This window comes from Bordetella ansorpii, assembly GCF_900078315.1.
Lineage (GTDB): Bacteria > Pseudomonadota > Gammaproteobacteria > Burkholderiales > Burkholderiaceae_B > Bordetella > Bordetella ansorpii.
Window position 1 is genome coordinate 109848 of sequence record NZ_FKBS01000014.1, and the last position, 21486, is coordinate 131333.

21 protein-coding genes are annotated in these 21486 nt (G+C 67.8%); 9 read left to right on the forward strand and 12 right to left on the reverse strand.

The features are described 5' to 3' along the window. Positions 1–3 precede the first annotated feature (3 nt). Together A7W11_RS08110 and A7W11_RS08115 are read right to left on the reverse strand one after the other, a co-directional pair. Positions 4–3165: an efflux RND transporter permease subunit gene (locus A7W11_RS08110; protein WP_066413639.1), complete on the reverse strand. Its 3162-nt coding sequence runs from the start codon at positions 3163–3165 to the stop codon at positions 4–6. Between the two features lie 38 nt (positions 3166–3203). Beyond that, complete coding sequence (locus A7W11_RS08115; protein ID WP_066410519.1) at positions 3204–4340, reverse strand: efflux RND transporter periplasmic adaptor subunit; 1137 nt, start codon at positions 4338–4340, stop codon at positions 3204–3206. Between the two features lie 134 nt (positions 4341–4474). Here A7W11_RS08115 and A7W11_RS08120 point away from each other — a divergent pair, with 134 nt between their 5' ends. The 5 genes from A7W11_RS08120 (at position 4475) to A7W11_RS08140 (ending at position 9664) form a co-directional block, all read left to right on the forward strand. Further along, a complete protein-coding gene (locus tag A7W11_RS08120) occupies positions 4475–5089 on the forward strand; it encodes a TetR/AcrR family transcriptional regulator (protein WP_066413641.1) in 615 nt (204 codons plus the stop codon). 128 nt (positions 5090–5217) lie between these two features. Further along, positions 5218–5724: a hypothetical protein gene (locus A7W11_RS28710; protein WP_066410520.1), complete on the forward strand. Its 507-nt coding sequence runs from the start codon at positions 5218–5220 to the stop codon at positions 5722–5724. A gap of 79 nt (positions 5725–5803) precedes the next feature. Next, the gene (locus tag A7W11_RS08130) at positions 5804–7225 is read left to right on the forward strand and encodes a PepSY-associated TM helix domain-containing protein (protein WP_066410521.1); all 1422 of its coding nucleotides are present in this window, start codon (positions 5804–5806) and stop codon (positions 7223–7225) included. A gap of 147 nt (positions 7226–7372) precedes the next feature. Further along, positions 7373–8713 (forward strand): aspartate aminotransferase family protein, encoded by a 1341-nt coding sequence (locus A7W11_RS08135; RefSeq protein ID WP_066410522.1) that lies wholly within the window; start codon positions 7373–7375, stop codon positions 8711–8713. 69 nt (positions 8714–8782) lie between these two features. Then, positions 8783–9664 (forward strand): MurR/RpiR family transcriptional regulator, encoded by an 882-nt coding sequence (locus tag A7W11_RS08140; RefSeq protein WP_066410523.1) that lies wholly within the window; start codon positions 8783–8785, stop codon positions 9662–9664. A gap of 87 nt (positions 9665–9751) precedes the next feature. Here A7W11_RS08140 and A7W11_RS08145 read toward each other — a convergent pair whose 3' ends face one another. From A7W11_RS08145 to A7W11_RS08175, 7 genes are all read right to left on the reverse strand, one after another. Beyond that, positions 9752–11050 carry an NAD(P)/FAD-dependent oxidoreductase gene (locus A7W11_RS08145; protein ID WP_066410524.1) on the reverse strand — a complete coding sequence of 433 codons (1299 nt, stop codon included), beginning with the start codon at positions 11048–11050 and terminating at the stop codon, positions 9752–9754. A 49-nt stretch (positions 11051–11099) separates the two neighbouring features. Beyond that, the gene (locus tag A7W11_RS08150) at positions 11100–12038 is read right to left on the reverse strand and encodes a 2-hydroxyacid dehydrogenase (protein ID WP_066410525.1); all 939 of its coding nucleotides are present in this window, start codon (positions 12036–12038) and stop codon (positions 11100–11102) included. Positions 12039–12040: 2 nt separating this feature from the next. Next, positions 12041–12814: an SDR family NAD(P)-dependent oxidoreductase gene (locus tag A7W11_RS08155; RefSeq protein WP_066410526.1), complete on the reverse strand. Its 774-nt coding sequence runs from the start codon at positions 12812–12814 to the stop codon at positions 12041–12043. A 64-nt stretch (positions 12815–12878) separates the two neighbouring features. Beyond that, positions 12879–13934 carry an ABC transporter substrate-binding protein gene (locus A7W11_RS08160; protein ID WP_066413642.1) on the reverse strand — a complete coding sequence of 352 codons (1056 nt, stop codon included), beginning with the start codon at positions 13932–13934 and terminating at the stop codon, positions 12879–12881. A gap of 104 nt (positions 13935–14038) precedes the next feature. Next, on the reverse strand, positions 14039–14833 hold the full coding sequence (locus tag A7W11_RS08165; RefSeq protein WP_066124039.1) for an ABC transporter permease: 795 nt from the start codon (positions 14831–14833) through the stop codon (positions 14039–14041). 16 nt (positions 14834–14849) lie between these two features. Continuing rightward, complete coding sequence (locus A7W11_RS08170) at positions 14850–15740, reverse strand: ABC transporter permease (protein WP_082887152.1); 891 nt, start codon at positions 15738–15740, stop codon at positions 14850–14852. A gap of 4 nt (positions 15741–15744) precedes the next feature. Then, positions 15745–16800, reverse strand: coding sequence for an ABC transporter ATP-binding protein (locus A7W11_RS08175; protein ID WP_066410528.1), 1056 nt, complete (start codon positions 16798–16800; stop codon positions 15745–15747). Between the two features lie 222 nt (positions 16801–17022). Here A7W11_RS08175 and A7W11_RS08180 point away from each other — a divergent pair, with 222 nt between their 5' ends. Beyond that, positions 17023–17871 carry an IclR family transcriptional regulator gene (locus A7W11_RS08180; RefSeq protein ID WP_066410529.1) on the forward strand — a complete coding sequence of 283 codons (849 nt, stop codon included), beginning with the start codon at positions 17023–17025 and terminating at the stop codon, positions 17869–17871. Positions 17872–18029: 158 nt separating this feature from the next. On the opposite strand, the gene A7W11_RS08185 is transcribed toward A7W11_RS08180, so the two are convergent. Further along, positions 18030–18818 (reverse strand): AraC family transcriptional regulator, encoded by a 789-nt coding sequence (locus tag A7W11_RS08185; RefSeq protein ID WP_066410530.1) that lies wholly within the window; start codon positions 18816–18818, stop codon positions 18030–18032. 92 nt (positions 18819–18910) lie between these two features. Here A7W11_RS08185 and A7W11_RS08190 point away from each other — a divergent pair, with 92 nt between their 5' ends. Genes A7W11_RS08190 through A7W11_RS08200 form a run of 3 tightly spaced genes read left to right on the forward strand, consistent with a single transcriptional unit; the run spans position 18911 to position 20194 of the window. After that, positions 18911–19165, forward strand: a complete 255-nt coding sequence (locus A7W11_RS08190) for a hypothetical protein (RefSeq protein ID WP_066410531.1) — start codon at positions 18911–18913, stop codon at positions 19163–19165. Then, positions 19162–19788 (forward strand): MSMEG_1061 family FMN-dependent PPOX-type flavoprotein, encoded by a 627-nt coding sequence (locus tag A7W11_RS08195; RefSeq protein ID WP_066410532.1) that lies wholly within the window; start codon positions 19162–19164, stop codon positions 19786–19788. The genes A7W11_RS08190 and A7W11_RS08195 overlap by 4 nt, the downstream gene beginning before the upstream one ends. A 19-nt stretch (positions 19789–19807) precedes the next feature. Continuing rightward, the gene (locus A7W11_RS08200) at positions 19808–20194 is read left to right on the forward strand and encodes a hypothetical protein (protein WP_066410533.1); all 387 of its coding nucleotides are present in this window, start codon (positions 19808–19810) and stop codon (positions 20192–20194) included. Between the two features lie 126 nt (positions 20195–20320). Here A7W11_RS08200 and A7W11_RS08205 read toward each other — a convergent pair whose 3' ends face one another. Both A7W11_RS08205 and A7W11_RS08210 read right to left on the reverse strand, forming a co-directional pair. Continuing rightward, positions 20321–20986 carry an FMN-dependent NADH-azoreductase gene (locus tag A7W11_RS08205; RefSeq protein WP_066410534.1) on the reverse strand — a complete coding sequence of 222 codons (666 nt, stop codon included), beginning with the start codon at positions 20984–20986 and terminating at the stop codon, positions 20321–20323. After that, a complete protein-coding gene (locus A7W11_RS08210; protein WP_066413650.1) occupies positions 20983–21429 on the reverse strand; it encodes a GNAT family N-acetyltransferase in 447 nt (148 codons plus the stop codon). The genes A7W11_RS08205 and A7W11_RS08210 overlap by 4 nt, the downstream gene beginning before the upstream one ends. Positions 21430–21486: the final 57 nt, after the last annotated feature.

Here is a 21486-nt window from a genome sequence, read left to right on the forward strand (position 1 = left end):
GGCTCAGGCTCCTTCCCGCAGGTGGCCGGCATCCGAGCCGGGCGGCTCGTTGCGTTCGTCGTTGCGCACGCGGAACCAGGCGGCATACAGGGCCGGCAGGAAGAACAGGGTCAGGACGGTGGCGCTGGTGATACCGCCCATCAGCGCCGTGGCCATGGGGCCGAAGAAGTTGCTGCGCAACAGCGGGATCAGCGCCAGCACGGCGGCCGCGGCGGTCAGGGTGATGGGCCGGAAGCGCCGCGCGGTGGCGCCCACGATGGCGTCCACGCGCGGCGCGCCGCCCGCGATGTCCTGCTCGATCTGGTCCACGAGAATCACCGAGTTGCGCATGATGATGCCGAACATCGCGATGACGCCCAGCATGGCGACGAAGCCGAACGGCTTGTCGAACAGCAGCAGCGCCACCACCACGCCGATCAGGCCCAGCGGCGCGGTCAGCACCACCATCATCACCCGCGAGAAGCTTTGCAACTGGATCATCAGCAGCGTCAGCACGACGATGGCCATCAGCGGCATCTGGTCGTTGATGGACGACTGGCCCTTCTGGCTTTCCTCGACCGAGCCGCCGATCTGGATGCGGTAGCCCACCGGCAGTTCGGCGCGCAGTTCGCCGAGCTTGGCGTCGATGGCATGGGTGACGTCGATGCCCTGCGCATTGCCCGTCACGTCGGCCTGCACAGTGATGGTGGGCTGGCGGTCGCGTTCCCAGACCACGGCGTATTCCAGTTCGTTGCGCACGGCGCCCAGGCTGCCCAGCGGCACGGGGCCGTTGGGTGTGGGAACCGACAGCGAGGCCAGGCGCGCGGGATCGACGCGGTCTTCCTTGGCCGCCCGCAGGTCGACGCTGATCAACTGGTCGCGTTCGCGGTATTGCGTGACGGTGGTGCCCGACAGTGTCATGGCCAGGAAGTCGGACACGTCGGTCGAGGTGATGCCCACCGCGCGCGCCTTGTTCTGGTCGACCTCGAAGCGCACCGAGCGGGCCGAGGGTTCATCCCAGTCGAACTGCACGTTGGTGGTGCGGCCATCGGCGCGGATCTGGCTGGCCAGTTTCTCGGCGATGCCGCGCACCGTGCCGATGCTGTCGCCGCTGACGCGGAACTGCACCGGAAAGCCCACGGGCGGGCCGTTCTCCAGGCGCGACATGCGGGTGCGCACGGCCGGGAACTGTTCGCGCAGCACCGGCCCCAGCCACTGGGCCAGCTTGTCGCGCTCTTCCACCGACTTGGCCGTGAGGATGAACTGCGCGAAATTGGCCTGCGGCAGTTTCTGGTCCAGCGGCAGGTAGAAGCGCGGCGCGCCCGTGCCCACGAAGCTGACCATGTGGTCGATCTCGGGCCGGTCATGCAGGGCCTTTTCCAGGCGCTCGACCTGTTGCTTCGTCGCCGTGATGGAGGCGCCATCCTGCAGGCTCAGGTCCACCAGCAGTTCCGGCCGGTCGGAGTTCGGGAAGAACTGTTGCGGCACCTGGCTGAACGCCGCCATGGCGCCCACGAACAACAGGACCGTGAAGCCCAGCACCCAATAGCGGCGCCGCACGCAGGCCGCGACCCAGGTGCGCAGGCGGCGGTAGAAGCGCGTGTCGTAGATGTCGTGTTCGTGATCGTCCGCCTGGTGCGCCTCGCGCTTGCGTTCGGGCAGCAGGCGATAGCCCAGCAGCGGAATCAGCACCACCGCCGCGAACCACGAGGCGATCAGCGCGATGGCCGAGACCTGGAAGATCGAGCGCGTGTACTCGCCCGTGCCCGACTTGGCCAGTGCGATGGGCAGGAAGCCCGCCACCGTGACCAGCGTGCCCGTCAGCATGGGGAATGCCGTGCTGGTGTAGGCGAAGGCGGCGGCGCGCGCGCGGCTCCAGCCCTGCTCCAGTTTCACCGCCATCATCTCGACGGCGATGATGGCGTCGTCCACCAGCAGCCCCAGCGCCAGCACCAGCGTGCCCAGCGAGACCTTGTGCAGGCCGATGTCGAACATCGACATGAACAGCGCCGTGACCGCCAGCACGATGGGAATGGAGATGACGACCACGATGCCGGTGCGCACGCCCAGCGAGACCAGGCTGACCAGCAGCACGATGCCGACGGCCTCGGCCACCGATCGCAGGAATTCGTCGACGGAATGCGACACCGCCTGCGGCATGTTCGACACCTGCGTGAGCGTCAGGCCCGCGGGCAGGTGGCCGCGCAGTTCCGCTGCGGTGGTGTCCAGCGATTTGCCCAGCTTGACGACGTCCTGGCCCGGCTGCATGGTGATGCCGATGCCCAGCACCGGCTTGCCGCCGGCGCGCATCTCGGATTCCTGCGGATCGAGATAGCCGCGCTTGATGGTGGCGATGTCGCCCAGCCGCACCGAACGGCCGTTGATGGGAATCAGCGTTTCCGCCAGCGCCTGCGCGTTGCCCAGTTGCCCGCTGGGCCGCACGAAGACGCGGTCGTTGGCGGTGGTCATGACGCCGCCCGAAGCCACGCCGTTCTGCGCGTCGATGGCGCGCCCGATCACGTCGGGCGATACCCCCAGCCGTGCCAGTTGCGCGTTGGGAATCTCGATGTAGATGCGTTCCTGCTGTTCGCCAAAGTAATCCACCTTGGCCACGCCGGGCACGCGCAGCAGCACGGTGCGCAGCGAATCGGCGTAGTCGCGCAGCTGGGCGGGCGAGAAGCCGTCGCCTTCCAGCGTGTAGATGTTGGTGTAGACATCGCCGAACTCGTCGTTGAAGAACGGCCCCTGCACGCCGCGCGGCAGCATGCCCTGGATGTCGCCCACCTTCTTGCGGATCTGATACCACTGTTCGGCCACTTCGGCGGCCGGCGCGGAGTCTTTCATCGTGTAGAACACGAGCGATTCGCCGGGCCGCGAATAGCTGCGCATGAAATCCGTGTTGGGCGTTTCCTGCAGCTTGCGGGCGATGCGGTCGGTGACCTGCAACTGCACCTGTTGCGCCGTGGCGCCGGGCCAGAAGGTGCGGATCACCATCACGCGGAAGGTGAAGGGCGGGTCTTCGGACTGCGCCAGGCGCGAGTACGACATCACGCCGAACAACGTGGCCAGCGCGATCAGGAAGACCACCAGCGACTGGTGCCGCAGCGCCCAGGCGGAAAGATTGAATCGGCCTTCCTCGGCGTGGCCATGGGCCACGGCGGCCGCGCGTGCCTGCTGGGCGTTCATGTCATCCCCGCCGGCGCCGTTTTCGCGATCCTGCGCGCTCATGATGCGAAATCCTCGGGATGCAGCGGCGGCACGGGCCGGACCTTTTCGCCAGCCGATACGGTGTGCACGCCTTGCCACACGATGCGTTCGTCCTTGTCGATGCCCGCGGAGATCGTGACGGTGCGCTCGTTGAAGCGCTGTACGGTGACGCGGCGCAATTCCAGTACGTCTTCGTTTGCCTTCACGACCCAGACGGCGGGTTCGGGGCCATCGTGGAACAGGGCGGTGGAGGGCAGCGTGTACGTGGCCGCGCTGTCCTGGGCCTGGTCCAGCGCGATGTTGGCCGTCATGCCCAGGCGGGCCTCGGCGCCGGCGTCGTGCAGGGTGAAGCGGGCGCGGAAGGTGCGGGTGCGCGCATCGGCGGCCGGCGACAGTTCGCGCAGCGTGGCTTGCAGTGTGCGGCCCGGCGCGGCGGGCAGCGTGACGACGGCGCGCTGCCCGATACGCAGGCCGGCCAGGATGTTCTCGGGCACGTCGACGGTGACGTCGACGTCGCCGGCCCAGGCCAGGCTGTAGACGGGATCGCCCGCCGCCACGTTCTGGCCGGTGTCGGCGCGTTCGGCGGTGATGACGCCCGCGTGGTCGGCGACCAGGGTGGTGTAGTTGAGCTGGTCCTTCGCCAGCGCGGCCTGCTGGGCGGCGCTGTCGCGCTGGGCCAGGGCCGAGGCATAGGCGTTCTGCGTCTGCTCCAGCTGGCTGGCGGCGATCAGTTGTTCGCGGGCCTGGGCGCGGTCGCGGGTCAGTTGCTGACGCGCGAATTCCAACTGGTGCTGCGCCGCGGACGATTGCGCCTGCGCGGCCGCGGCGTTCTTGGTGGCATCGGCGGGATCCAGGCGCGCCACGGCCTGTCCCGCCTTCACGGCGTCGCCCAGACGCACCTTGCGTTCGATGATTTTGCCGCCGACGCGGAACGACAGCTGCGTGCTGTAGCGCGCCTCGACCTGGCCGGGCAGCGTGATGCGCGGCGCCTGGGCATCGGGCTGGGCGGGCACGGCGACCACGGGACGCGGCGCGGGCGGTGGGGCCTCGCTCTTGCCGCAGCCGCCCAGCGCCGCCAGGCACAGGAGCAGCGCGGCGGCGCGCGGAACGAAGATCGGCGAGCGCGCGGTGGGGCGCGGACCAGGAGCGGGCATGGAAACCTCGACGCGAGTGGGAGCGGCGCCGGCATGCGGCACCGCGGCAGAGTGCAATGGGCGGAATTCTAATTCAATACTGTATTCAAATACAATAATGAATCTGAATTGGCATGAAGTGCTACACTGCCGCGATGGAAAAAGTCCGACTGACGCGCGAACAGAGCCGCCTCCAGACGCGCCAGCGCCTGTTGGACGCGGGGCAGCGCCTGTTCGTCGCGAAGGGCTACACGGCCAGCAGCGTCGAGGACATCGCGGAGGAAGCCGGCTACACGCGCGGCGCGTTCTACTCGAATTTCGACGACAAGTACCAGATGCTGATGGAGCTGCTGCGTCGCGACCACGAGGCCCACACCAGTGAAATGCAGGCCATCTTCGACGGCGAGGCCACGCGCGAAGACCTGGAGTCGCGCATCGTGGCCTTCTACAGCCAGCTGTACCGGGAAGACGACTGTTTTCTGCTGTGGGTCGAGGCCAAGCTGCTGGCGGCGCGCGACCCCCAGTTCCGCGGGGCCTTCCTGGCCTTCACGCGCGAGAAGCGCGCGGGCGTGGCCGAGTATGCGCGGCAGTTCATGCAGCGTACCGGCGCGCCCCTGGGCATGACGCCCGAGGAACTGGCCCTGGGGCTGGTCGCCTTGTGCGAAGGCGTCATGTTCAGCCATACCTTCGATCCCCAGGAAGTCACCGGCGAGCTGACCGAGGCGGTGCTGGGCGGGTTCTTCCGGCGCGTGGTGTTCGGGCGAGCCTAGGCCGCGCCCGGGGCCGCCTGGCGGATTGGCTGATGCGGAATCGGAGCCCTAAGGCCGTACCGCCGCCGCCGCGTAAAATTCCCCGTATGTCCCGCCGCGTCCCTCCCCCTGCACGCCGGCCGAGCCTTTTGCTGTTCGGCTTGCTGCTGTTCGCGTTGACGCTGCGCGCGCTGGTGCCGGCGGGCTATATGCCCGACGTGCAGGCCCTGCGCGAAGGACGCCTGGCGCTTGAGTTCTGCGCGGCGGCGGGCGGCTTGCCGATGGCGCTGCATACGCCGCCGCATACGCCGGGAATGCACCACGGCATGGATCACGCGGTCATGGTCCGCGTGGAGATGCCCGGCATGGAGATGCCCGGCATGGAGATGCCCGGCATGGAGATGGCGCGGGGCAGCCCGGCGCTGGACCACGGATCGCACGATCACGGATCGGATCACTCCAGCGCGGCGGGCCAGGAATGTCCCTTCGGCCTGGTCGCCCATCAGGCGCTGGATACGCCGGTGGCGCTGGGGGTGGCGCCGATGCGGGTCTCTGGCCGTGCCCAACTGCCTCCGCCCGCCGACAGCCCGGCCCCGCCCATGCCCGCGGCCGGTCCGCCGCTGGGGCAGCGCGCCCCACCTGTCCTGTTCGGATGACACCGTAATCGGGTGCGCGCCATCGCGCGCACGAAGGCTGCCCCATGCCGGGCGGCGCTTGCCGTTTTCCGAGATATCCATGTCCACGCAAACCCTGGAATCCGCGCCCGCGCGCGCGCGGCCCACGGCTGGCAGCCCCTTGCTGGCGCTGATCACCCGTCTGCATTTCTACATCGGACTATTCGTTGGTCCGTTCATCCTGGTGGCCGCGGCCACCGGCACGCTATTCGTCCTGACGCCCCAGATCGAATCCTGGCTGTATGCCGATCAACTGCGCACGGCCAGCACCGGGCAGGCTCAGCCGCTGGCCCGCCAGGTCGAGGCCGCGCAGGCCCGCATCGGCGCGGGGCCGAGGCTGTTCGCGGTGCGTCCCGCGCCCCGGCCCGGCACGACGACCCGCGTGATGTTCTCGCAGCCCGGCCTGGGCGATTCCGAGAGCCGCGCGCTGTTCGTCGATCCGGTCACGCTGGCCGTCAAGGGCGACATGATCGTCTATGGCACCAGCGGCTCGCTGCCGTTTCGCACCACGCTGGATTATCTGCACCGCAACCTGATGCTGGGCGAGCTGGGCCGCAACTACAGCGAGCTGGCCGCGTCCTGGATGTGGATCGCCTCGTTGGGCGGGCTGGTGCTGTGGTTCGTTTCGCGGCGGCGCAACAGTGCCGTCATGGCTTCGCGCAGCCCGCGCCTGCGCACGCGCCGCTGGCACAGCCTGCTGGGCCTGTGGCTGGCGGTGGGATTGCTGTTCCTGTCGGCCACCGGGCTGACCTGGTCGAACTGGGCGGGCGGCCGGGTGGATCTGCTGCGTGCGCAACTGGGCTGGATCACGCCGTCGGTGGCGCTCAAGCTGCCGGGCGCGGCGGCAGGCGCCATGCCGATGGCGGGCGAGCATGCGCACCATCACGGCATGCAGGATCAGGGCGCGATGCCCGCGCCGGCCGCACCGGTGGCCGAGGGCTTCGACCACGTGCTGGCGTCGGCCCGTGCCGGCGGCATCGACTCGGATGAACTGGAGATCCGTCCGCCGCGCGCGGCCGGCCAGGGCTGGATGGTGCGCGAGGTGGACCGCTCCTGGCCCACGCAGGTCGACACCGTGGTGATCGATCCCGATCGCTACGTCATCACCAGCCGGGCCGACTTCGAGACTTTTCCGCTGATCGCCAAGCTGATCCGCTGGGGGGTGGACATGCACATGGGCATCCTGTTCGGCTGGCCCAACCAGTTGCTGATGGCGGCCATCGGCGCGGCGCTGTCGGTGATGGTGGTGCTGGGCTATCGCATGTGGTGGCTGCGGCGGCCCGTGGCGGGCGTGGGGGCGCTGACCTTGGCGCAGGCCTGGCTGGGCCTGTCCGGCGGGTTGCGCGTGCTGGCCGTGATCGTGGCGGCGGCGCTGGGATGGTGTCTGCCGGTGATGGGCGTGAGTCTGATTGCGTTCCTGGTAGTGGACGTGGCGCGCAGCCTGTGGCGGCCGCAGATGCGGACAAACCGGAATCCGGCCTGATTTCCGGCGCCGCCGCCGTGGGTCCGGCGACGGCGTGCAGATTCCCGCCGGAGGAAAAGCGGTCCGGAATTGATCGAATGATCCATTGGTAGTAAAAATAGATCATATGATTCTAACTGGATCCGCCCCCTCCCTTCCGGAGTCGCCATGACCCACATCATCCACCGCAATCCCCGCAAATCGCTGGCCACCGCCGTGGGCGGCCAAGGCTGCTTCCTGTTCGACCAGCAGGGCAAGCGCTATTACGACGGTTCGGGCGGGGCGGCGGTCTCGTGCCTGGGGCATGGCCATCCCGAAGTGGTCGAGGCCGTGGTGGCGCAGGTGCGCAAGCTGGAGTACGCGCACTCCAGTTTCTTCACCACCGAACCGGCGGAGCAACTGGCCGACTTCCTGGCGCAGCATTCGCCGGCGGGCCTGTCCAACGTGTATTTCCTTTCGGGGGGCTCCGAGGCCGTGGAGACGGCGCTGAAGATGGCGCGCCAATATCACGTCGAGTGCGGCCAGCCCCAGCGGCGCTACAACATCGCGCGCCAGCAGAGCTATCACGGCAACACGCTGGGGGCGCTGGGCATCGGCGGCCATCGCGGCCGCCGCGCGCTGTTCCAGCCGCTGCTGGTGCCCACGCGCCACGTGTCGCCCTGCTTCGCGCATCATTACAAGCGGGACGGCGAATCGGACGACGCCTACGGCGCGCGCCTGGCGCGCGAGCTGGAGGACACCATCCTGGAACTGGGCGCCGATTCGGTGTCGGCCTTCATCGCCGAGACGGTGGTGGGCGCCACGGCCGGCGCGGTGTGTGCGGTGCCGGGCTATTTCCGCAAGATTCGCGAGGTGTGCGACCGCTACGGCGTGCTGCTGATCATCGACGAGGTGATGAGCGGGATGGGCCGCACCGGATACTTCCATGCGTTCGAGGCCGAACAGATCGTGCCTGACCTGCTTTGCCTGGCCAAAGGCCTGGGCGGCGGCTACCAGCCGATCGCCGCCGTGATCGCGCAGGACCGCATCGCGCAGGCCTTCGCGGCCGGATCGGGGGCATTCCAGCACGGACACACGTATGTCGGCCATCCGGTGGCGTGCGCGGCATCGCTGGCGGTGCAGAACGTGATCGAGCGCGATGGCCTGGTGCGCCGTTCGGCCGAGTTGGGCGCGTATCTGCAGCAGCAACTGCGCGCGCGCCTCGGCGATCATCCCAACGTGGGTGACGTGCGGGGCCGGGGGCTGTTCCAGGCGGTGGAATTCGTGGCGAGCCGCGAAGACGGCACGGCGTTCGAGCCGCGTGCGCAGTTGCATGCCCGCATCAAGGATGCCGCGCTGTCGCGCGGATTGCTGTGTTATTCGGGCGGCGGCACCATCGATGGCGAGCGCGGGGACCACATCCTGCTGGCGCCGCCGTACATCACCACGGCCAGCGAGCTGGATGCCGCCCTCGACATCCTGGCGCAGGCCGTGGATGCGGCCATCGCCGAGGTGCGTTCGCTGAAGTAAGCTGCGCCCCTTCGGGGGGCAGCAAGCCGAAGGCGCGGCGTGGGGGCGCCTTTTTTACCAGGATTCCCGATGGACAAGCGTAGCCTCGACCAGCTCATCGAAGCGCAGTACCCCAGCCTGCCGCCCGCGCTGCAACGCGCCGCGCGGCACATCATCGATCATCCCAAGGACGTCGCGCTGCACTCCATGCGCGCGTTGGCTGCCCATGCGGACCTGCCCGCCAGCGCCATGAACCGTCTGGCGCGCCAGTTGGGATTCGACGGTTACGACGCCCTGCGCGCGGTGTACCGCGACTGGGTGGCGCAGGGGGAGGGCTCTTTTGCCGACCGCGCGACCGGCCTGCAACGCCGCGGCGCCGCAGGCAAGGGCGAGGCCTTGCTGCGGGACGTGCTGGAGGCGGACATGCAGAATCTGCGGCAGATGCAGGACCCAGCGGTCCTGCAGGCGCTGGAGGCGGCGCGTGACGTGCTGGCCGACGCGCGCCGCATCCATGTGGTGGGATTGCGCAGCCTGTTTCCCGCCGCGTTCTACTTCAACTACGCGTGCGGCATGTTCCGCCACGGCACCACGCTGCTGTCCGGCATCGGCGGCATCTTCGCCGACGAACTGCGCGGCGCGGGCCGCCAGGACGCGCTGGTGGCGTTCAGCTACGACCCTTACGCGCGCGACACGGTGTCCGCCGTCACCCATGCGCGCGAACTCGGGGTGCGCATCGTCGGCGTGACCGACAGCGCGGTGTCTCCGGTGGCGGCCCAGGCCAAGGTATCCATCGTGGTGCCCAACACGACGCCGTCGCTGTTCGCTTCCGTGGTGCCCGCGATGGCGGTGGCGCAGGCGCTGGCCGCGCTGCTGCTGGCGGGGGCGGGCAAGGCGGGCCTGCGCGAAGTGGCGCGCAGCGAGGCGCAACTGCGGCAGTTCGCGGTGTACCAGGACGACGGCCGGGCGGGGTGAGGCGCCAATGCGCGGGGCGATGCAGCGCGACATCGGGCCCGGTGCCCGCTGTCCCGCCGGCAAGGGAACCCGCGCGACGCCGTCCGACTACGCAAACCGCTCCAACCTGAACGGCTTCGGATCCACCACCGGCACGTCGTTCATCACCATCTGCGCCGTCAGCAATCCCGCGCCGGGCCCCAATCCGAATCCGTGCCCGGAAAAGCCGGTCGAGATGAACAGGCCGGGTATCTTCGCCGCCGGTCCGATGATGGGCACGGCATCCGGCGTCACGTCGATCATGCCGCCCCAGGTCTGGATCAGCTTGGCGTTCCTGAACGCCGGAAAGGCCTGCACCAGGTTCGCCAGCCCTTCGCGCACGGTGGCTTCCGACGGCTTGGGGTCCAGGATGCGCTCGCGCTCGAAGGGCGAGATCTCGTCCAGTTGCCAGGTCTTGGGCGTCTGCCATTCCCTGATGAAATGGTTGCCCACGTTCAGCCGCAGTTCCTTGCGGTTGCGCGCGAAGCTCGACCAGTACTCGCGGAACAGACGGAAGTTGTCGGGCGCCAGCGGCACCATCGTGCGGTTGCGCAGCGAGATCGTATAGGTGCCGTCCAGCCGGCGGCGATACGAGAAATTGTCGCCGCCGATCGGCATGTCGGTGGGGCCGTCGACGGCCGACACGCGGCCCACGCTGCCCAGCACCTTCAGCTGCGGCAGCGAGATGCCCAGCGTGCGCGCGAACAAGCGCGACCAGGCGCCGCCGGCCAGCACGACCGTCGTGCAGCGGATCTCGCCGCGCTCGGTCACCACGCCCGTGGCGCGGCCGCCTTCCTGGATCAGCCCGCGCACCGCGCAGCCCGCCAGGATGCGCGCGCCGGCCGCCTGCGCGGCGCGGGCGATGGCGGGCGTGGCCAGCGAGGGCTCGGCGCGGCCATCGCTGGCCGTATACATGCCGCCCATGAATTCAGCGCAGGCGCCCGGCACCTGGCGCGCGAGGTCGCTCTTGTCCAGCAGCCGCGTGTCCACGCCGAACTGGTTGGCTTCGGCGTGCGCGGTCTGGTACAGCGCCTCTTCCCGCGCCGAGCGGTACACGTAGGCGATGCCGGTCTGGCGAAAGCCCGTCTCGATGCCCTGCGCCTGGAAGTCGCGCCACAGCTGCTGGCTGGCGATGCTCAGGGGAATCTCGGCGACGTCGCGGCCCATCTGGCGCACCCATCCCCAGTTGCGCGAGGATTGCTCCGCGCCGATCAGGCCTTTCTCGCACACCACGACACGAACGTTCTTTCGGCTCAGGTACAGCGCCGTGCAGATCCCCACGATGCCGCCGCCGATGACGACGACGTCCGTCTGCGGCGGAAGCGTGTCCGCCTGCAGCGAGATGGGGTCAGGAATGATGCGGCTCATATCGATCCTAGGGGGGCAAGGATGTGTTCAGGGAGGACGGTGGAAGGATTCAGTAGCCGCGCTGCCGGTCGTACAGCTGCGGCAGCGGCAGGCCGTGTTCCCAGCGTCGCATCATGTCGGCGGCCTTGCGCGCGCGCTCGCGCCGGTCGGGCGTCGAGCCATAGTGCGGCGTGACGGTGATGCCAGGGTGCTGCCACAGGGGTGATTCGGCGGGCAGCGGTTCGACGTCGAAGACGTCCAGCACCGCGCCGTTCAACTGGCCGTTGTCCAGCGCGGCCAGCAGGTCCGGCACCAGCAGGTGATCGCCGCGGCCCGCGTTGATCACGCAGGCGCCGCGCGGCAGGCCGGCGAACGTGCCGGCATTCAGGATGCCACGCGTGGCATCGGTGGACGGCAGCAGGCAGACCAGCACGTCGGTGCGCGCCAGGAAGGCCGCCAGTTCATCCGGGCCGGCATACGCCTGCACGCCCGGCAGCGCGGCGCGGCCGCGCGACCAACCCGCCACCTGGAAGCCGATCCCGGCCAGCCGTTGCGCGGTCGGGGCGCCCAACTGGCCCAGGCCCATCACGCCGACGCGCACTTCGGCGATGCGTGGCGGTGCATCCAGTGTCTGCCAGCGCCGGTCGGCCTGGTTCAGCGCCATGCGCCGCGCCTGGCGGATCAGCATCAGCGTGGCGGTCAGCACGTATTCGCTCATCACGCCCGCGGTGCTGTCGGTGATCATGCGGGCGATGGGCAGCCCGGGCGGCAGCAGCGGATCGGCCAGGATGTTGTCCACGCCGGCGCCCGCGCTGATGACCAGCTTGAGGTCGGGCAGCGCGGCCAGCCGGCCGGCTTCGGGCGCCCAGACCAGCGCGTAGACGATGCCGGCGGGGTCGCCCTGGGCTTCGTCCCAGCCGACGACCTCGATGGCCGGATCGCAGGCGCGGAAATGCCCGCGCCATTCTTCCAGCGCCTGCGGGCCGCCCGAGTTGACCGTGATGCGCATGATCAGACGGTGTAGTTCAGCGCCAGCCGGCCGCCGTCGACGTACAGCGTCTCGCCGGTGATGTAGCTGGACGCGTCGCTCAGCAGGTAGGCGACGGCATCGGCCACTTCTTCCGGCTCGCCGAGCCGGCGCATGGGCGTGCGGCTCATGATGCGGTTGCGGCTGGCTTCATCGGCCATCACGGCGTTCCGGGCCAGCTCGGTGGCGATGGTGCCCGGCGCCACCGCGTTGACGCGGATGCCCTGGTCGATCAGCGCCAGCGACATCACGCGCGTCAGCTGGGCGACGCCGCCCTTGCTGGCGTTGTACGACGCGATGCTGGGGATGGCGGTGACGGCGTTCACCGAGCTCATGTGCACGATGGCGCCGCCGCCTTGCGCCGTCATGGCGCGGGCGACGGCCTGGCCGACCAGGAAGGCGCCCTTCAGGTTGATGCCGATGACCAGATCCCAATCGGCCTCGGTGATCTCCAGGAACGGCGCGGGCCGCACGATGCCTGCGTTGTTCACCAGATGGTCCACGCGGCCGAAGCGCGCCAGCGTGGCGGCCAGCGCGGCATCCACGTCAACCTTCCTGCTGACGTCGCACGGCACGAACAGGGCCTGCCTGCCCAGTTCCTCGGCCAGCGCCTGGCCGTTCTTCCGGTCCACGTCCCAGAGGGCGACCGAGGCGCCCGCTTCCGCCAGGCGGCGCGCGCAGGCCGCGCCGATGCCTTGCGCGCCGCCGGTGACGATGGCGGTCTTGCCGTTGAAGTCGAAGCGCGTCGTGCTGCTCATGCTGCATTCCTCGTCGGTAAAGAAGCCGGGCGCGCGGCCCGGCGGGACCGGCACATCCGCCGGATCAACGTTCCACCGTGCGGTTCCAGCGCGCGTTGAAGGCGGGCCGCGTGGCGTTGATCTCTTCCCAGTCCAGGATCTTGGCGGTCTCCATGTAGCCCTGCACCTGCTTGAGCAGCGCCGCGTTCTGTTCGCTGGCCTGCACCTTGCGGTTGGACGGGAAGTGGCCGCCGTTCTCCAGCGCGGCCGATTGCGCCTCGGCCGAGAGCAGGTAATGCGCCAGCTTTTGCGACAGTTCGGGTTCGGTGTTCCTGGCGATCACGCATTCGCCCACCATCAGGATCACCGAACCCTCCTTGGGCTGGGCGTATTCCACGGGAATGTCGCGCTTCTTCAGGCGCGCGATGGCGGTGGGCGTGAGCGGGAAGATGGCGGCCTCGCCACCCTGGATCATCTCGGCCAGTTTGGCCGAGTTGGGGATGTACTCCAGCACGTTGGGGCCGATGGTGCCGGACCACTTCTTGAAGCCGGGCTCGGTATTCTTGTCGTCGCCGCCTTCGATGCGGTTGTACATCAGGAAGGCGTGCAGGCCGAAGGTGCTGCCCGAGGCCGACTGGAACACGACCTTGCCCTTGTACTTCGGGTCGGCCAGATCCATCCACGAGGTGGGCGGGGCCCAGCCCTTGTCCTTGAAGATCTTCGTGTTGTAGCCCAGGCCCGTCATGCCCACGTCGATGCCTGCGGCCATGCGGTCTTTCATGACGGCGGTGGGGTACAGCTCCTTGAACACCGGATCGTCCGTCATCTGCTGGCACAGGCCCATCGAGATGGCGCGGGCCATCACGCCGTCGTCCAGGAACATCACGTGCATCTGCGGGTTGTCCTTGTAGGCCTGCGCCTTGGCCAGGACGTCGGTGGAGGTGCCGGGCACCACTACGATCTTCACGTTGTTGGCTTTCTCGAACGCCGGGAACACGTGCTGCGTGAACGCGCGCTCCATGTCGCCGCCGTTCATGCCCACGTACAGCGTCTTCTGCTGCGCGTGCGCACCGGCCACCGCGCCCGCGAGCATCAGCGCGCCGGCGATCCACTTCCCCAAAGGCATTTTGTGATTCTTCATGCTTACTCCAGCGTTGCTCACGAGACGGTCGGGCTCGGCACGCAACGCCGTGAGCGGCGCCGCCTGTCGCTCGATGCGGGATGCATCGATGGTGTTCTGCATGGCTACTTCTGGCCGATCAGTACGCGGTCCAGGCCATAGACCCGGTCCAGCACGAACATGGTGACGGCCGTCAGCGCGATGACCAGGGCCGAGACGGCCGCCATCATCGGGTCGATGGATTCGGTGGCGTACATGTACATGCGCACGGGCAGCGTCACCGTGCTGGGCGCGGTGATGAAGACCGACATGGTCAATTCGTCGAAACTGTTGATGAAGGCCAGCAGCCAGCCACCCGACACGCCGGGCAGGATCATCGGCAGCGTGATCTTCATGAAGACCGAGGCGCGGCTGGCGCCCAGCGACTGCGCGGCGTGTTCCACCGACAGGTCGAAGCCCACCAGCGCGCCGATCACCAGGCGCATCACATAGGGCGTGATGACGATGACGTGCGCCAGCATCAGCCAGCCGAAGCTGCCGGTCAGGCCCATCATGGCGAAGAAGCGCAGCAGCGCGACGCCCAGCACCAGGTGCGGGATCATCAGCGGCGACAGGAACAGGCCATTCAGCGCATCGCGGCCGGGAAAGCGGTAGCGCGTGATGGCGATGGCCGCGGGCACCGCCAGCACCGAGGCGATGCTGGCCGAGCAGAACGCCAGCCACAGGCTGTTGCGGAAGGCCTGCATGAAGTCGGCGTGCGCGAACACCGCCTTGAACCAGCGCAGCGACCAATCGGTGGTGGGGAGGGTGAGCGTCGAGCCGGGCGTGAATGCGGTCAGGCACACGATCACCAGCGGCGCCAGCACGAAGGCCACCACCAGCAGATTGAACGCCAGTGCGAAAGGACCGTTTTTCTGCATGATCCGAGGTCTCCGTTCAGCCCAGGCTGCGGCGGTAGGAGCGTTCAACCATGCGGTTGTAGCTCATCATGATGATGATGTTGGCCACCAGCAGCAGCACCGCGATGGCGGCGCCCAGCGGCCAGTTCAGTTCGGTCAGGAACTCGTCGTAGACGATGGTGGCGGCCATCTTCAGGCGTCGTCCGCCCAGCAGCGCGGGAATGGCGAACGAGCTGGCGGACAGGCCGAACACGATCAGGCTGCCCGACAGCACGCCGGGCATGGCCTGCGGCAACACCACGCGCCACAGCGTCTGCGCACGCGAGGCATTCAGGGAATAGGCCGCCTGTTCCACGGTCGGATCCAGCTTCTGCAGCGAGGTCCACACCGGGATCACCATGAAGGGCAGCATCACGTGCACCAGGCCGATGATGATGGCGGTGGGCGTGTACAGCAGCGATCCCAGGCCCAGCGCCTCGGCGGCCGACCCGAGCGGGCCGTTGGGACCGAGCAGCAGGCTCCAGCCGAAGGCGCGCACCACCAGCGAGATCAAGAGCGGCGACAGCACCGCCAGCAGGAAGATCGAGCGCCAGGGTTTGCGCATGCGCGACAGCACATAGGCCTCGGGCGCGCCGATCAGCGCGCAGATCAGCGTGGTCAGTCCGGCGATCCAGAACGTGCGCCAGAAGATCTCCAGGAAGTACGAGTCCGTCAGCACCTGCCTGTACTGCTCCAGCGTGTGGCCGGGCTGGATGCCGGTGTTGTAGTCGAACTGCGCGAAGGACAGCAGGAACGTCAGCGCCAGCGGCGTCAGCACCAGCGTCAGGAACAGCAGCGTCAGCGGCAACGAGCCCAGGATGGCGGGCAGGCCTTCGGTACGGGGCTTGGGCGGCGAAGGAGCCGGCATGGCTTGCGATGTCGCGCTCATGGTCTCAGCCCTCGGCCTGCAGCACGCGCAGCGTGCCCGCGGCCCAGTCCAGGCCGACCACCTCGCCGTCCGTGTGCGGCGCCCGGCCATCATTGGGCGTCAGCATCGTCAGCGTGCCCAGCGGCGTGTCCAGGTCGTACTGCCACTGGCTGCCGAGGAAATAGCGGGTGGCCACGCGGCCGTCCAGCTTGCCCTGCCCTTGCGCCACGGGCACCAGCTTCTCGGGACGCAGCGACAGGCTGAGGCGGTCGCCGGCGCTCAGGCCGCCGGCCTCGATCGACAGGAGCAGCGGTCCGCTTTGCACTTCGGCCTGCGGACCGGCTTTCGTGACGGTGGCCGGCAGCATGTTGGTCTTGCCGACGAAGCGCGAGATGAAGTGCGAGGTGGGATGTTCATACATGCGGTAGGGCGCGTCGACCTGCGTGGCGCGGCCCTCCTGCATCACCACCACGCGGTCGCTGATCGACAGCGCCTCGGCCTGGTCGTGCGTGACCATGATGGTGGTGGTGCCGATCTGGCGCTGGATGCCGCGCAGCTCGAACTGCATCTCTTCGCGCAACTGCGCATCCAGGTTGGACAGCGGCTCGTCCAGCAGCAGCACCGGCGGACGGATGACCAGCGCGCGCGCCAGGGCCACGCGCTGCCGCTGGCCGCCCGACAGTTCGCGCGGATAGCGGTCGGCGTACTTGTCCAGCTTCACCAGCGCCAGCGCTTCGCGCGTGCGGCGCTCGCGTTCGCCGCGTTCGACTTTGCGCATGGCCAGGCCGAAGGCCACGTTGGCGCTGACCGTCATGTGCGGAAACAGCGCATAGCTCTGGAACACGATGCCCAACCCGCGCGTGTTGGGCTTGGCATGGGTGATGTCGCGGCCGTCCAGCGTGATGCGGCCCTGCGTCACGTCGGCGAAGCCCGCGATCATCTGCAGCGTGGTCGTCTTGCCGCAGCCGGACGGGCCCAGCAGCGACACGAACTCGCCCTGTTCCACCGCCAGGTTCATGTCGGTGACGACACGAAGATCGCCGTAGGTCTTGGAGACGTGCTCGAGCTGCAGGAATGCCATGTCGTGCCTCGTGGCCGCGTGATCGCGGCGATTGCAACGGCGTCCGTGCCCGCGTCTGCGGCGGACGGCGCCCGGTTGGAACGAGGCCAGTGTAGGAAGGTGTTTAAATGGCCGGCATTGGTGTTTTTCCGTAGAAAGGAAAATTTCTGAAGAAAATTCCGTTGATTGGAATTATCGTTTTAATGAAATCGGAAATATTCCGTTTATAGCGAGACGAAGATCATGAGCAAGCAGAAGGACGACGCCGATGCCGGCGGTCAGGGCGTGTTGCAGCGGGCCTTCGCCGTGTTGAGGGTGCTGGCCGAGGCCCAGGGCGAGAAACTGCGGATGACCGACATCGCCGCGCGCGCGGGCCTGGCCTCGGCCACCACCCATCGCGTGCTGCAGGGGCTGGTGCAGGAGGGCATGGTCGAACAGCCCGCGCAAAGCAAGGCGTATCAGCTGAGCGTGGCGTTCTTCACCATGGCCGCCAGCGCGGGCAACCGCCATTCCACGCTGCGCGACCTGTGCCGGCCCGCGCTGCTGCGCCTGTCGGGCATGTTGAACGACACGGTGTTCCTGCTGGTGCGGCACGGCTTCGATGCCGTGTGCCTGGATCGCATCGACGGGCCATTCCCGGTGCGCTCGCACACGGGAGACATCGGCGGCAAGGCGCCGCTGGGGCTGGGGCAGGCGGGCCTGATCCTGCTGGCGCGCCTGCCCGAGGCCGAGCGCGAAGAGATCATCCGCTTCAACATCCCGCGCCTGCGCCACCTGGGCTTCATGGACGAGATCTCGATGCGGGTGCTGCTCAAGGAGTGCCTGGAGCACGATTACGCCTTGTCCAGCGGGCAGTCGCTGTATCCCGGCACGATGGGCCTGGCCGTGCCGATCCTGGACGGCAATGGCGTGGTGGTGGCGGCGCTGAGCATCGCCGCGCCGTCCGAGCGCATGACGCCCGAACGGCTGCCGATGATCATCGAGATGCTGCGCAAGGAGGCGCGGCAGATCGGCGAGCGCATCAATCCCTTCGATCCGGCGCTGCGCCGGCCGAATCACTTCCTTGGCCAGGGGGGGCGGGTGGAAGCGTGAGCAACTGTCTTGAGTGTCAAGCGTCCAGCTTTGGCTAAGATCTCTTAGCGCATTCACAGATTGGACCTTTACCGCCGCTCTTGGAGCTTCGTTCTCGACGAAGTGAACGCGGCAACCCAGATACCACGACGATGCCCGCCGCTGGTCTGGCCACAAAGTCAAAGACGTGCGCGATAGGTGGCCGGGGTCGTGCCGAATGTGCGTCGGAACAGCCCTATGAAAGCGCTCGGTGTCGAATAGCCTAGATCGAGCGCGATCGCCGTGATCGGCATCCCCGCCGCGAGCATCTCGAGTGACCGCATCATGCGCGCCCGCTGCCGCCAGGCCGTGAAGTTGAACCCCGTCTCCGTCACGAAGCGACGGCTCAGCGTGCGCGAACTCACCGCGCCCCACGCCGCCCAGCGCTCCAGATCACGGTCGTCGGCCGGATCGGCGATCAGCGCCTGCGCGATGCGCTGCAGGCGCTGATCGCGCGGCAGCGGCAGTCCGAAGGGCTCGACCGGCAGGCTACGGATTTCGTCGAGGATCACCGCGGCGACATGGGCGCGGGATCCAGTCAAGGGCGCTGCGGTGACGGGCTCCCACGCACACGCCCGCAGCACAGCCTCGCGCAGCAGGCCGGAGGTGCGCAGAGTGCAGGGTTGCTGTGGCAGATCCGCGCATGCGGCCTCGGCGACGTATACGCTCCAGCCATGGAACGGCCCGTGCGAGCGGCCCGAATGGGGTCTGTGCGGCGGCAGCCATACGGCGTGAATGGCTGGGACGATCCACAGGCCATCCTCAACCCCGACCGACAGCAGGCCCCTCAGCGACCCGAACAGCTGTCCGCGTGCGTGCTGGTGCGGCGTGGAAGTCAGATCCCCGTCGTCGCGGCCCTCGGCCGCGACCAAAACAGGGCCTTCCTCCATATCGAGGAAGTCGCGCAACTCAAGGATCGGGTCAGGCATGGCGGATTCAAGCTATCAAATGGCTGATACAGTTTACAGCCGCCAAAGCGTTCCGTCTTAAGCTGGAGTCCGTTCCAGCAAAAGAGCCACCCATGCGAGCACACGACATCCTTCCAGACCACGCCGACGAGGTCCGGATCAACGGCACCACCATCCGCAAAGGCTCGGTCGGCGCGTTCCTGGCCAACGCGGCTGCTCTACGCGATCCGGCCGTTGCCGGCGCCGCACGCGACGCGTTGCTGGGCGACATCGAGGCGGCGCTACCTGCGCTGCGCGCCTTGGGCTTGTTCGATGTGCTGGAGATCCGTGATCCGCAGTTGCGGGCCTTCGTGGAGGCCCGTCCATGACGCAGCAGCCTGACCTAGATGCGCTGTATTCGCCACCGGCCGAGATGATCCAGAAGGCGGTGCTGAACCATTTGGTGGATTTCCACATCGAGTACCTCAAGGTAGCCACCTTCTTCTGCCTGGCCACCGGCAGCGAGCGCGGTTTGGACGCCTCGCCGCGGGGGGGGCCGCCCGGATTCGTCCACGTGCTCGATCCGCACACGATCGCCTTCGCCGATTGGCCGGGCAACAACCGGATCGAGTCGATGCGCAACCTGCAGCGCGACGAACACCTCGGCATGGTGTTTCTGTTCCCCGGCCTGGAAGTCTTCCTTCGCATCAACGGCCGGGGCCACATTTCCACAGCCGGAGAGCTTTTGATCCAGCTGCGCGAGGGCGCACGGACACCCAAGACCGCGACGGTGGTACAGATCGACGAGGTGCTGATGCACTGCGGCAAGGCTATCAACCGCGCGGGGCTCTGGAAGGACAGCGCCAGGCTCGACAGGCAGGCGCTGCCGTCAGTCGGACGGGTGATGTCCGCGCTCGCCAAAATGGTCGATGGTGCCGCCGAAATGAGCGACGCACAGGTGCAGCAGATCAATGCGCACTACGACCATTCGGTCCGGCACGACCTGTATTGAAGGAAGAAAGGAACTGAGGATGCAGCTCGATGCCACGCGGTTTCCGCTGGTGTTCCTGAGGGAACACGACCAGGAACACTCACACCGAGAAGCCGAGGCGGAATTCACCGCTCTGCTCGATCGCGGAGAACGCTTCGTTCTTCTGACCGATCATCTGCCTGGCGACGACCACGGACACGACGAAAGCCACGAGGAGCGCAAGCAGAGGGCCTTGTTTTTCAAGCGCAACAAGCAGCGGCTCAAGGACTTATGCGCAGGCCTGGTAATCATCACGGGCGACCGTTCGGTATCCGGAGCGGCCAAGCTGGCGGTGCAGACGTTCGGCAAGGTGCTGGGATTCTCAAGCGCGTTCGTTCGAGATGAGCGCGAGGCGCAGAAACAAGCCAACAAGCTTCTCATGCGTTGATTTCGGCGCTCGCCGTACGCCTGTCGCGTTGATTCGCGACGCAGCTTGACACATGCATCTGAATGAATCGTCTCGAGGCCAAGTACGCCGCCTTGGCCTGAGCCGAAGACCGGTCATGCCGGGCAATCATGGCACGCCCAGTTCGGAAAAGGGCCGCGTGCCCTCGTAGGCCTGCCGCATAGGCTGGCGTGCGAAATGCATGGCGATTTCCGTCTCGGTTTTCGCTCGTGCCTGTTCCACCGCCGGCTCGCCGTACGCCGTCCCTTCCACCGAGAAGAACGTCAGGTCCGTCAGGCCGATGGTGCGCAGCGCGACCTTCAGGTACGGCGTCAGGAAATCCGGCTGGTTTGCGTTCTCGCCGGAATACAGACCCCCGGACGAGGTCGCCACGTAGATGGGCCGGTCGTGCAGCGTGCCGACCTTGCCTTGCGGCGTGGGCTGGAAGGTGCGGCGCACGCGCACCACGTGATCGATCCACGCCTTCAGTCCCGAGGGCACCGTGTAGTTGTGCATGGGCGTGCCGATGACCACGCAGTCGGCGGCTTCCAGGTCGCGGATCAGCGCGTCCGAGGTGCGCAGCGTGCCGGTCTGGATGGCGGCGGCTTCGGGTGGCTGGGGCGTGCCCAGTTCCACCGCATACACGGCATCCACGTGGGCCAGCGCGGCATAGTCGTGGCTTTGCACGGCGGCGGCGGGATGCCGTTCCAGCAGCGTGTCGAGCACGATGCGCGACAGGCGCGTGCTTTCGGAGCCTGCGCCGCGCGGGCTGAAGGTCATGTGCAGGATGTTCATGCGGTGGGTTCCTGAAGTGGTTTGGCAAAGCGCATGGCGCCGGTCAGCATGCCCTGGCGGAAGTAGAAGCGCTGGGCCAGCGCGTTGGACAGGGCGGTGTCCAGCACCAGCCGCATGCAGCCATGAGCCCGCGCGATGATCTCCATCTCGTCCAGCAGGCGGGCGCCCCAGCGGTGGCCACGGCTGTGTTCGGCGGCGATCAGGTCGTCCACGTACAGGAAGCGCCCGTAGATCAGGTTTTCCTGCAAGCGATAGCCTGACAGGGCGACGGGCCGCCCGCCGTGCCAGACGGCCATCAGGCGATAGCCCTCGGCGCGCTGGCGCTCGATGCGGGCCAGGAAATCGGCTTCGTCGCGCAGATGGGGCCGCAGTTCCTGCATGACGGGAAAGCAGGCCCGCAGTTCGTCGGGTGTTTCTGCGTGGCGCAGTACGGTAGAGTCCATGTCGATGCTCTGGTGGTGGAGGGAAGCCGGCATCGGCGTCGGCACCGGCTGTGATGG

Bases quoted from the DNA above. Each gene is read 5' to 3' on its own strand.
- A7W11_RS08110 (WP_066413639.1), bottom strand. From the start codon at position 3,165: ATGAACGCCCAGCAGGCACGCGCGGCCGCCGTGGCCCATGGCCACGCC.
- A7W11_RS08115 (WP_066410519.1), bottom strand. From the start codon at position 4,340: ATGCCCGCTCCTGGTCCGCGCCCCACCGCGCGCTCGCCGATCTTCGTT.
- A7W11_RS08120 (WP_066413641.1), top strand. From the start codon at position 4,475: ATGGAAAAAGTCCGACTGACGCGCGAACAGAGCCGCCTCCAGACGCGC.
- A7W11_RS08130 (WP_066410521.1), top strand. From the start codon at position 5,804: ATGTCCACGCAAACCCTGGAATCCGCGCCCGCGCGCGCGCGGCCCACG.
- A7W11_RS08135 (WP_066410522.1), top strand. From the start codon at position 7,373: ATGACCCACATCATCCACCGCAATCCCCGCAAATCGCTGGCCACCGCC.
- A7W11_RS08140 (WP_066410523.1), top strand. From the start codon at position 8,783: ATGGACAAGCGTAGCCTCGACCAGCTCATCGAAGCGCAGTACCCCAGC.
- A7W11_RS08145 (WP_066410524.1), bottom strand. From the start codon at position 11,050: ATGAGCCGCATCATTCCTGACCCCATCTCGCTGCAGGCGGACACGCTT.
- A7W11_RS08150 (WP_066410525.1), bottom strand. From the start codon at position 12,038: ATGCGCATCACGGTCAACTCGGGCGGCCCGCAGGCGCTGGAAGAATGG.
- A7W11_RS08155 (WP_066410526.1), bottom strand. From the start codon at position 12,814: ATGAGCAGCACGACGCGCTTCGACTTCAACGGCAAGACCGCCATCGTC.
- A7W11_RS08160 (WP_066413642.1), bottom strand. From the start codon at position 13,934: ATGAAGAATCACAAAATGCCTTTGGGGAAGTGGATCGCCGGCGCGCTG.
- A7W11_RS08165 (WP_066124039.1), bottom strand. From the start codon at position 14,833: ATGCAGAAAAACGGTCCTTTCGCACTGGCGTTCAATCTGCTGGTGGTG.
- A7W11_RS08170 (WP_082887152.1), bottom strand. From the start codon at position 15,740: ATGAGCGCGACATCGCAAGCCATGCCGGCTCCTTCGCCGCCCAAGCCC.
- A7W11_RS08175 (WP_066410528.1), bottom strand. From the start codon at position 16,800: ATGGCATTCCTGCAGCTCGAGCACGTCTCCAAGACCTACGGCGATCTT.
- A7W11_RS08180 (WP_066410529.1), top strand. From the start codon at position 17,023: ATGAGCAAGCAGAAGGACGACGCCGATGCCGGCGGTCAGGGCGTGTTG.
- A7W11_RS08185 (WP_066410530.1), bottom strand. From the start codon at position 18,818: ATGCCTGACCCGATCCTTGAGTTGCGCGACTTCCTCGATATGGAGGAA.
- A7W11_RS08190 (WP_066410531.1), top strand. From the start codon at position 18,911: ATGCGAGCACACGACATCCTTCCAGACCACGCCGACGAGGTCCGGATC.
- A7W11_RS08195 (WP_066410532.1), top strand. From the start codon at position 19,162: ATGACGCAGCAGCCTGACCTAGATGCGCTGTATTCGCCACCGGCCGAG.
- A7W11_RS08200 (WP_066410533.1), top strand. From the start codon at position 19,808: ATGCAGCTCGATGCCACGCGGTTTCCGCTGGTGTTCCTGAGGGAACAC.
- A7W11_RS08205 (WP_066410534.1), bottom strand. From the start codon at position 20,986: ATGAACATCCTGCACATGACCTTCAGCCCGCGCGGCGCAGGCTCCGAA.
- A7W11_RS08210 (WP_066413650.1), bottom strand. From the start codon at position 21,429: ATGGACTCTACCGTACTGCGCCACGCAGAAACACCCGACGAACTGCGG.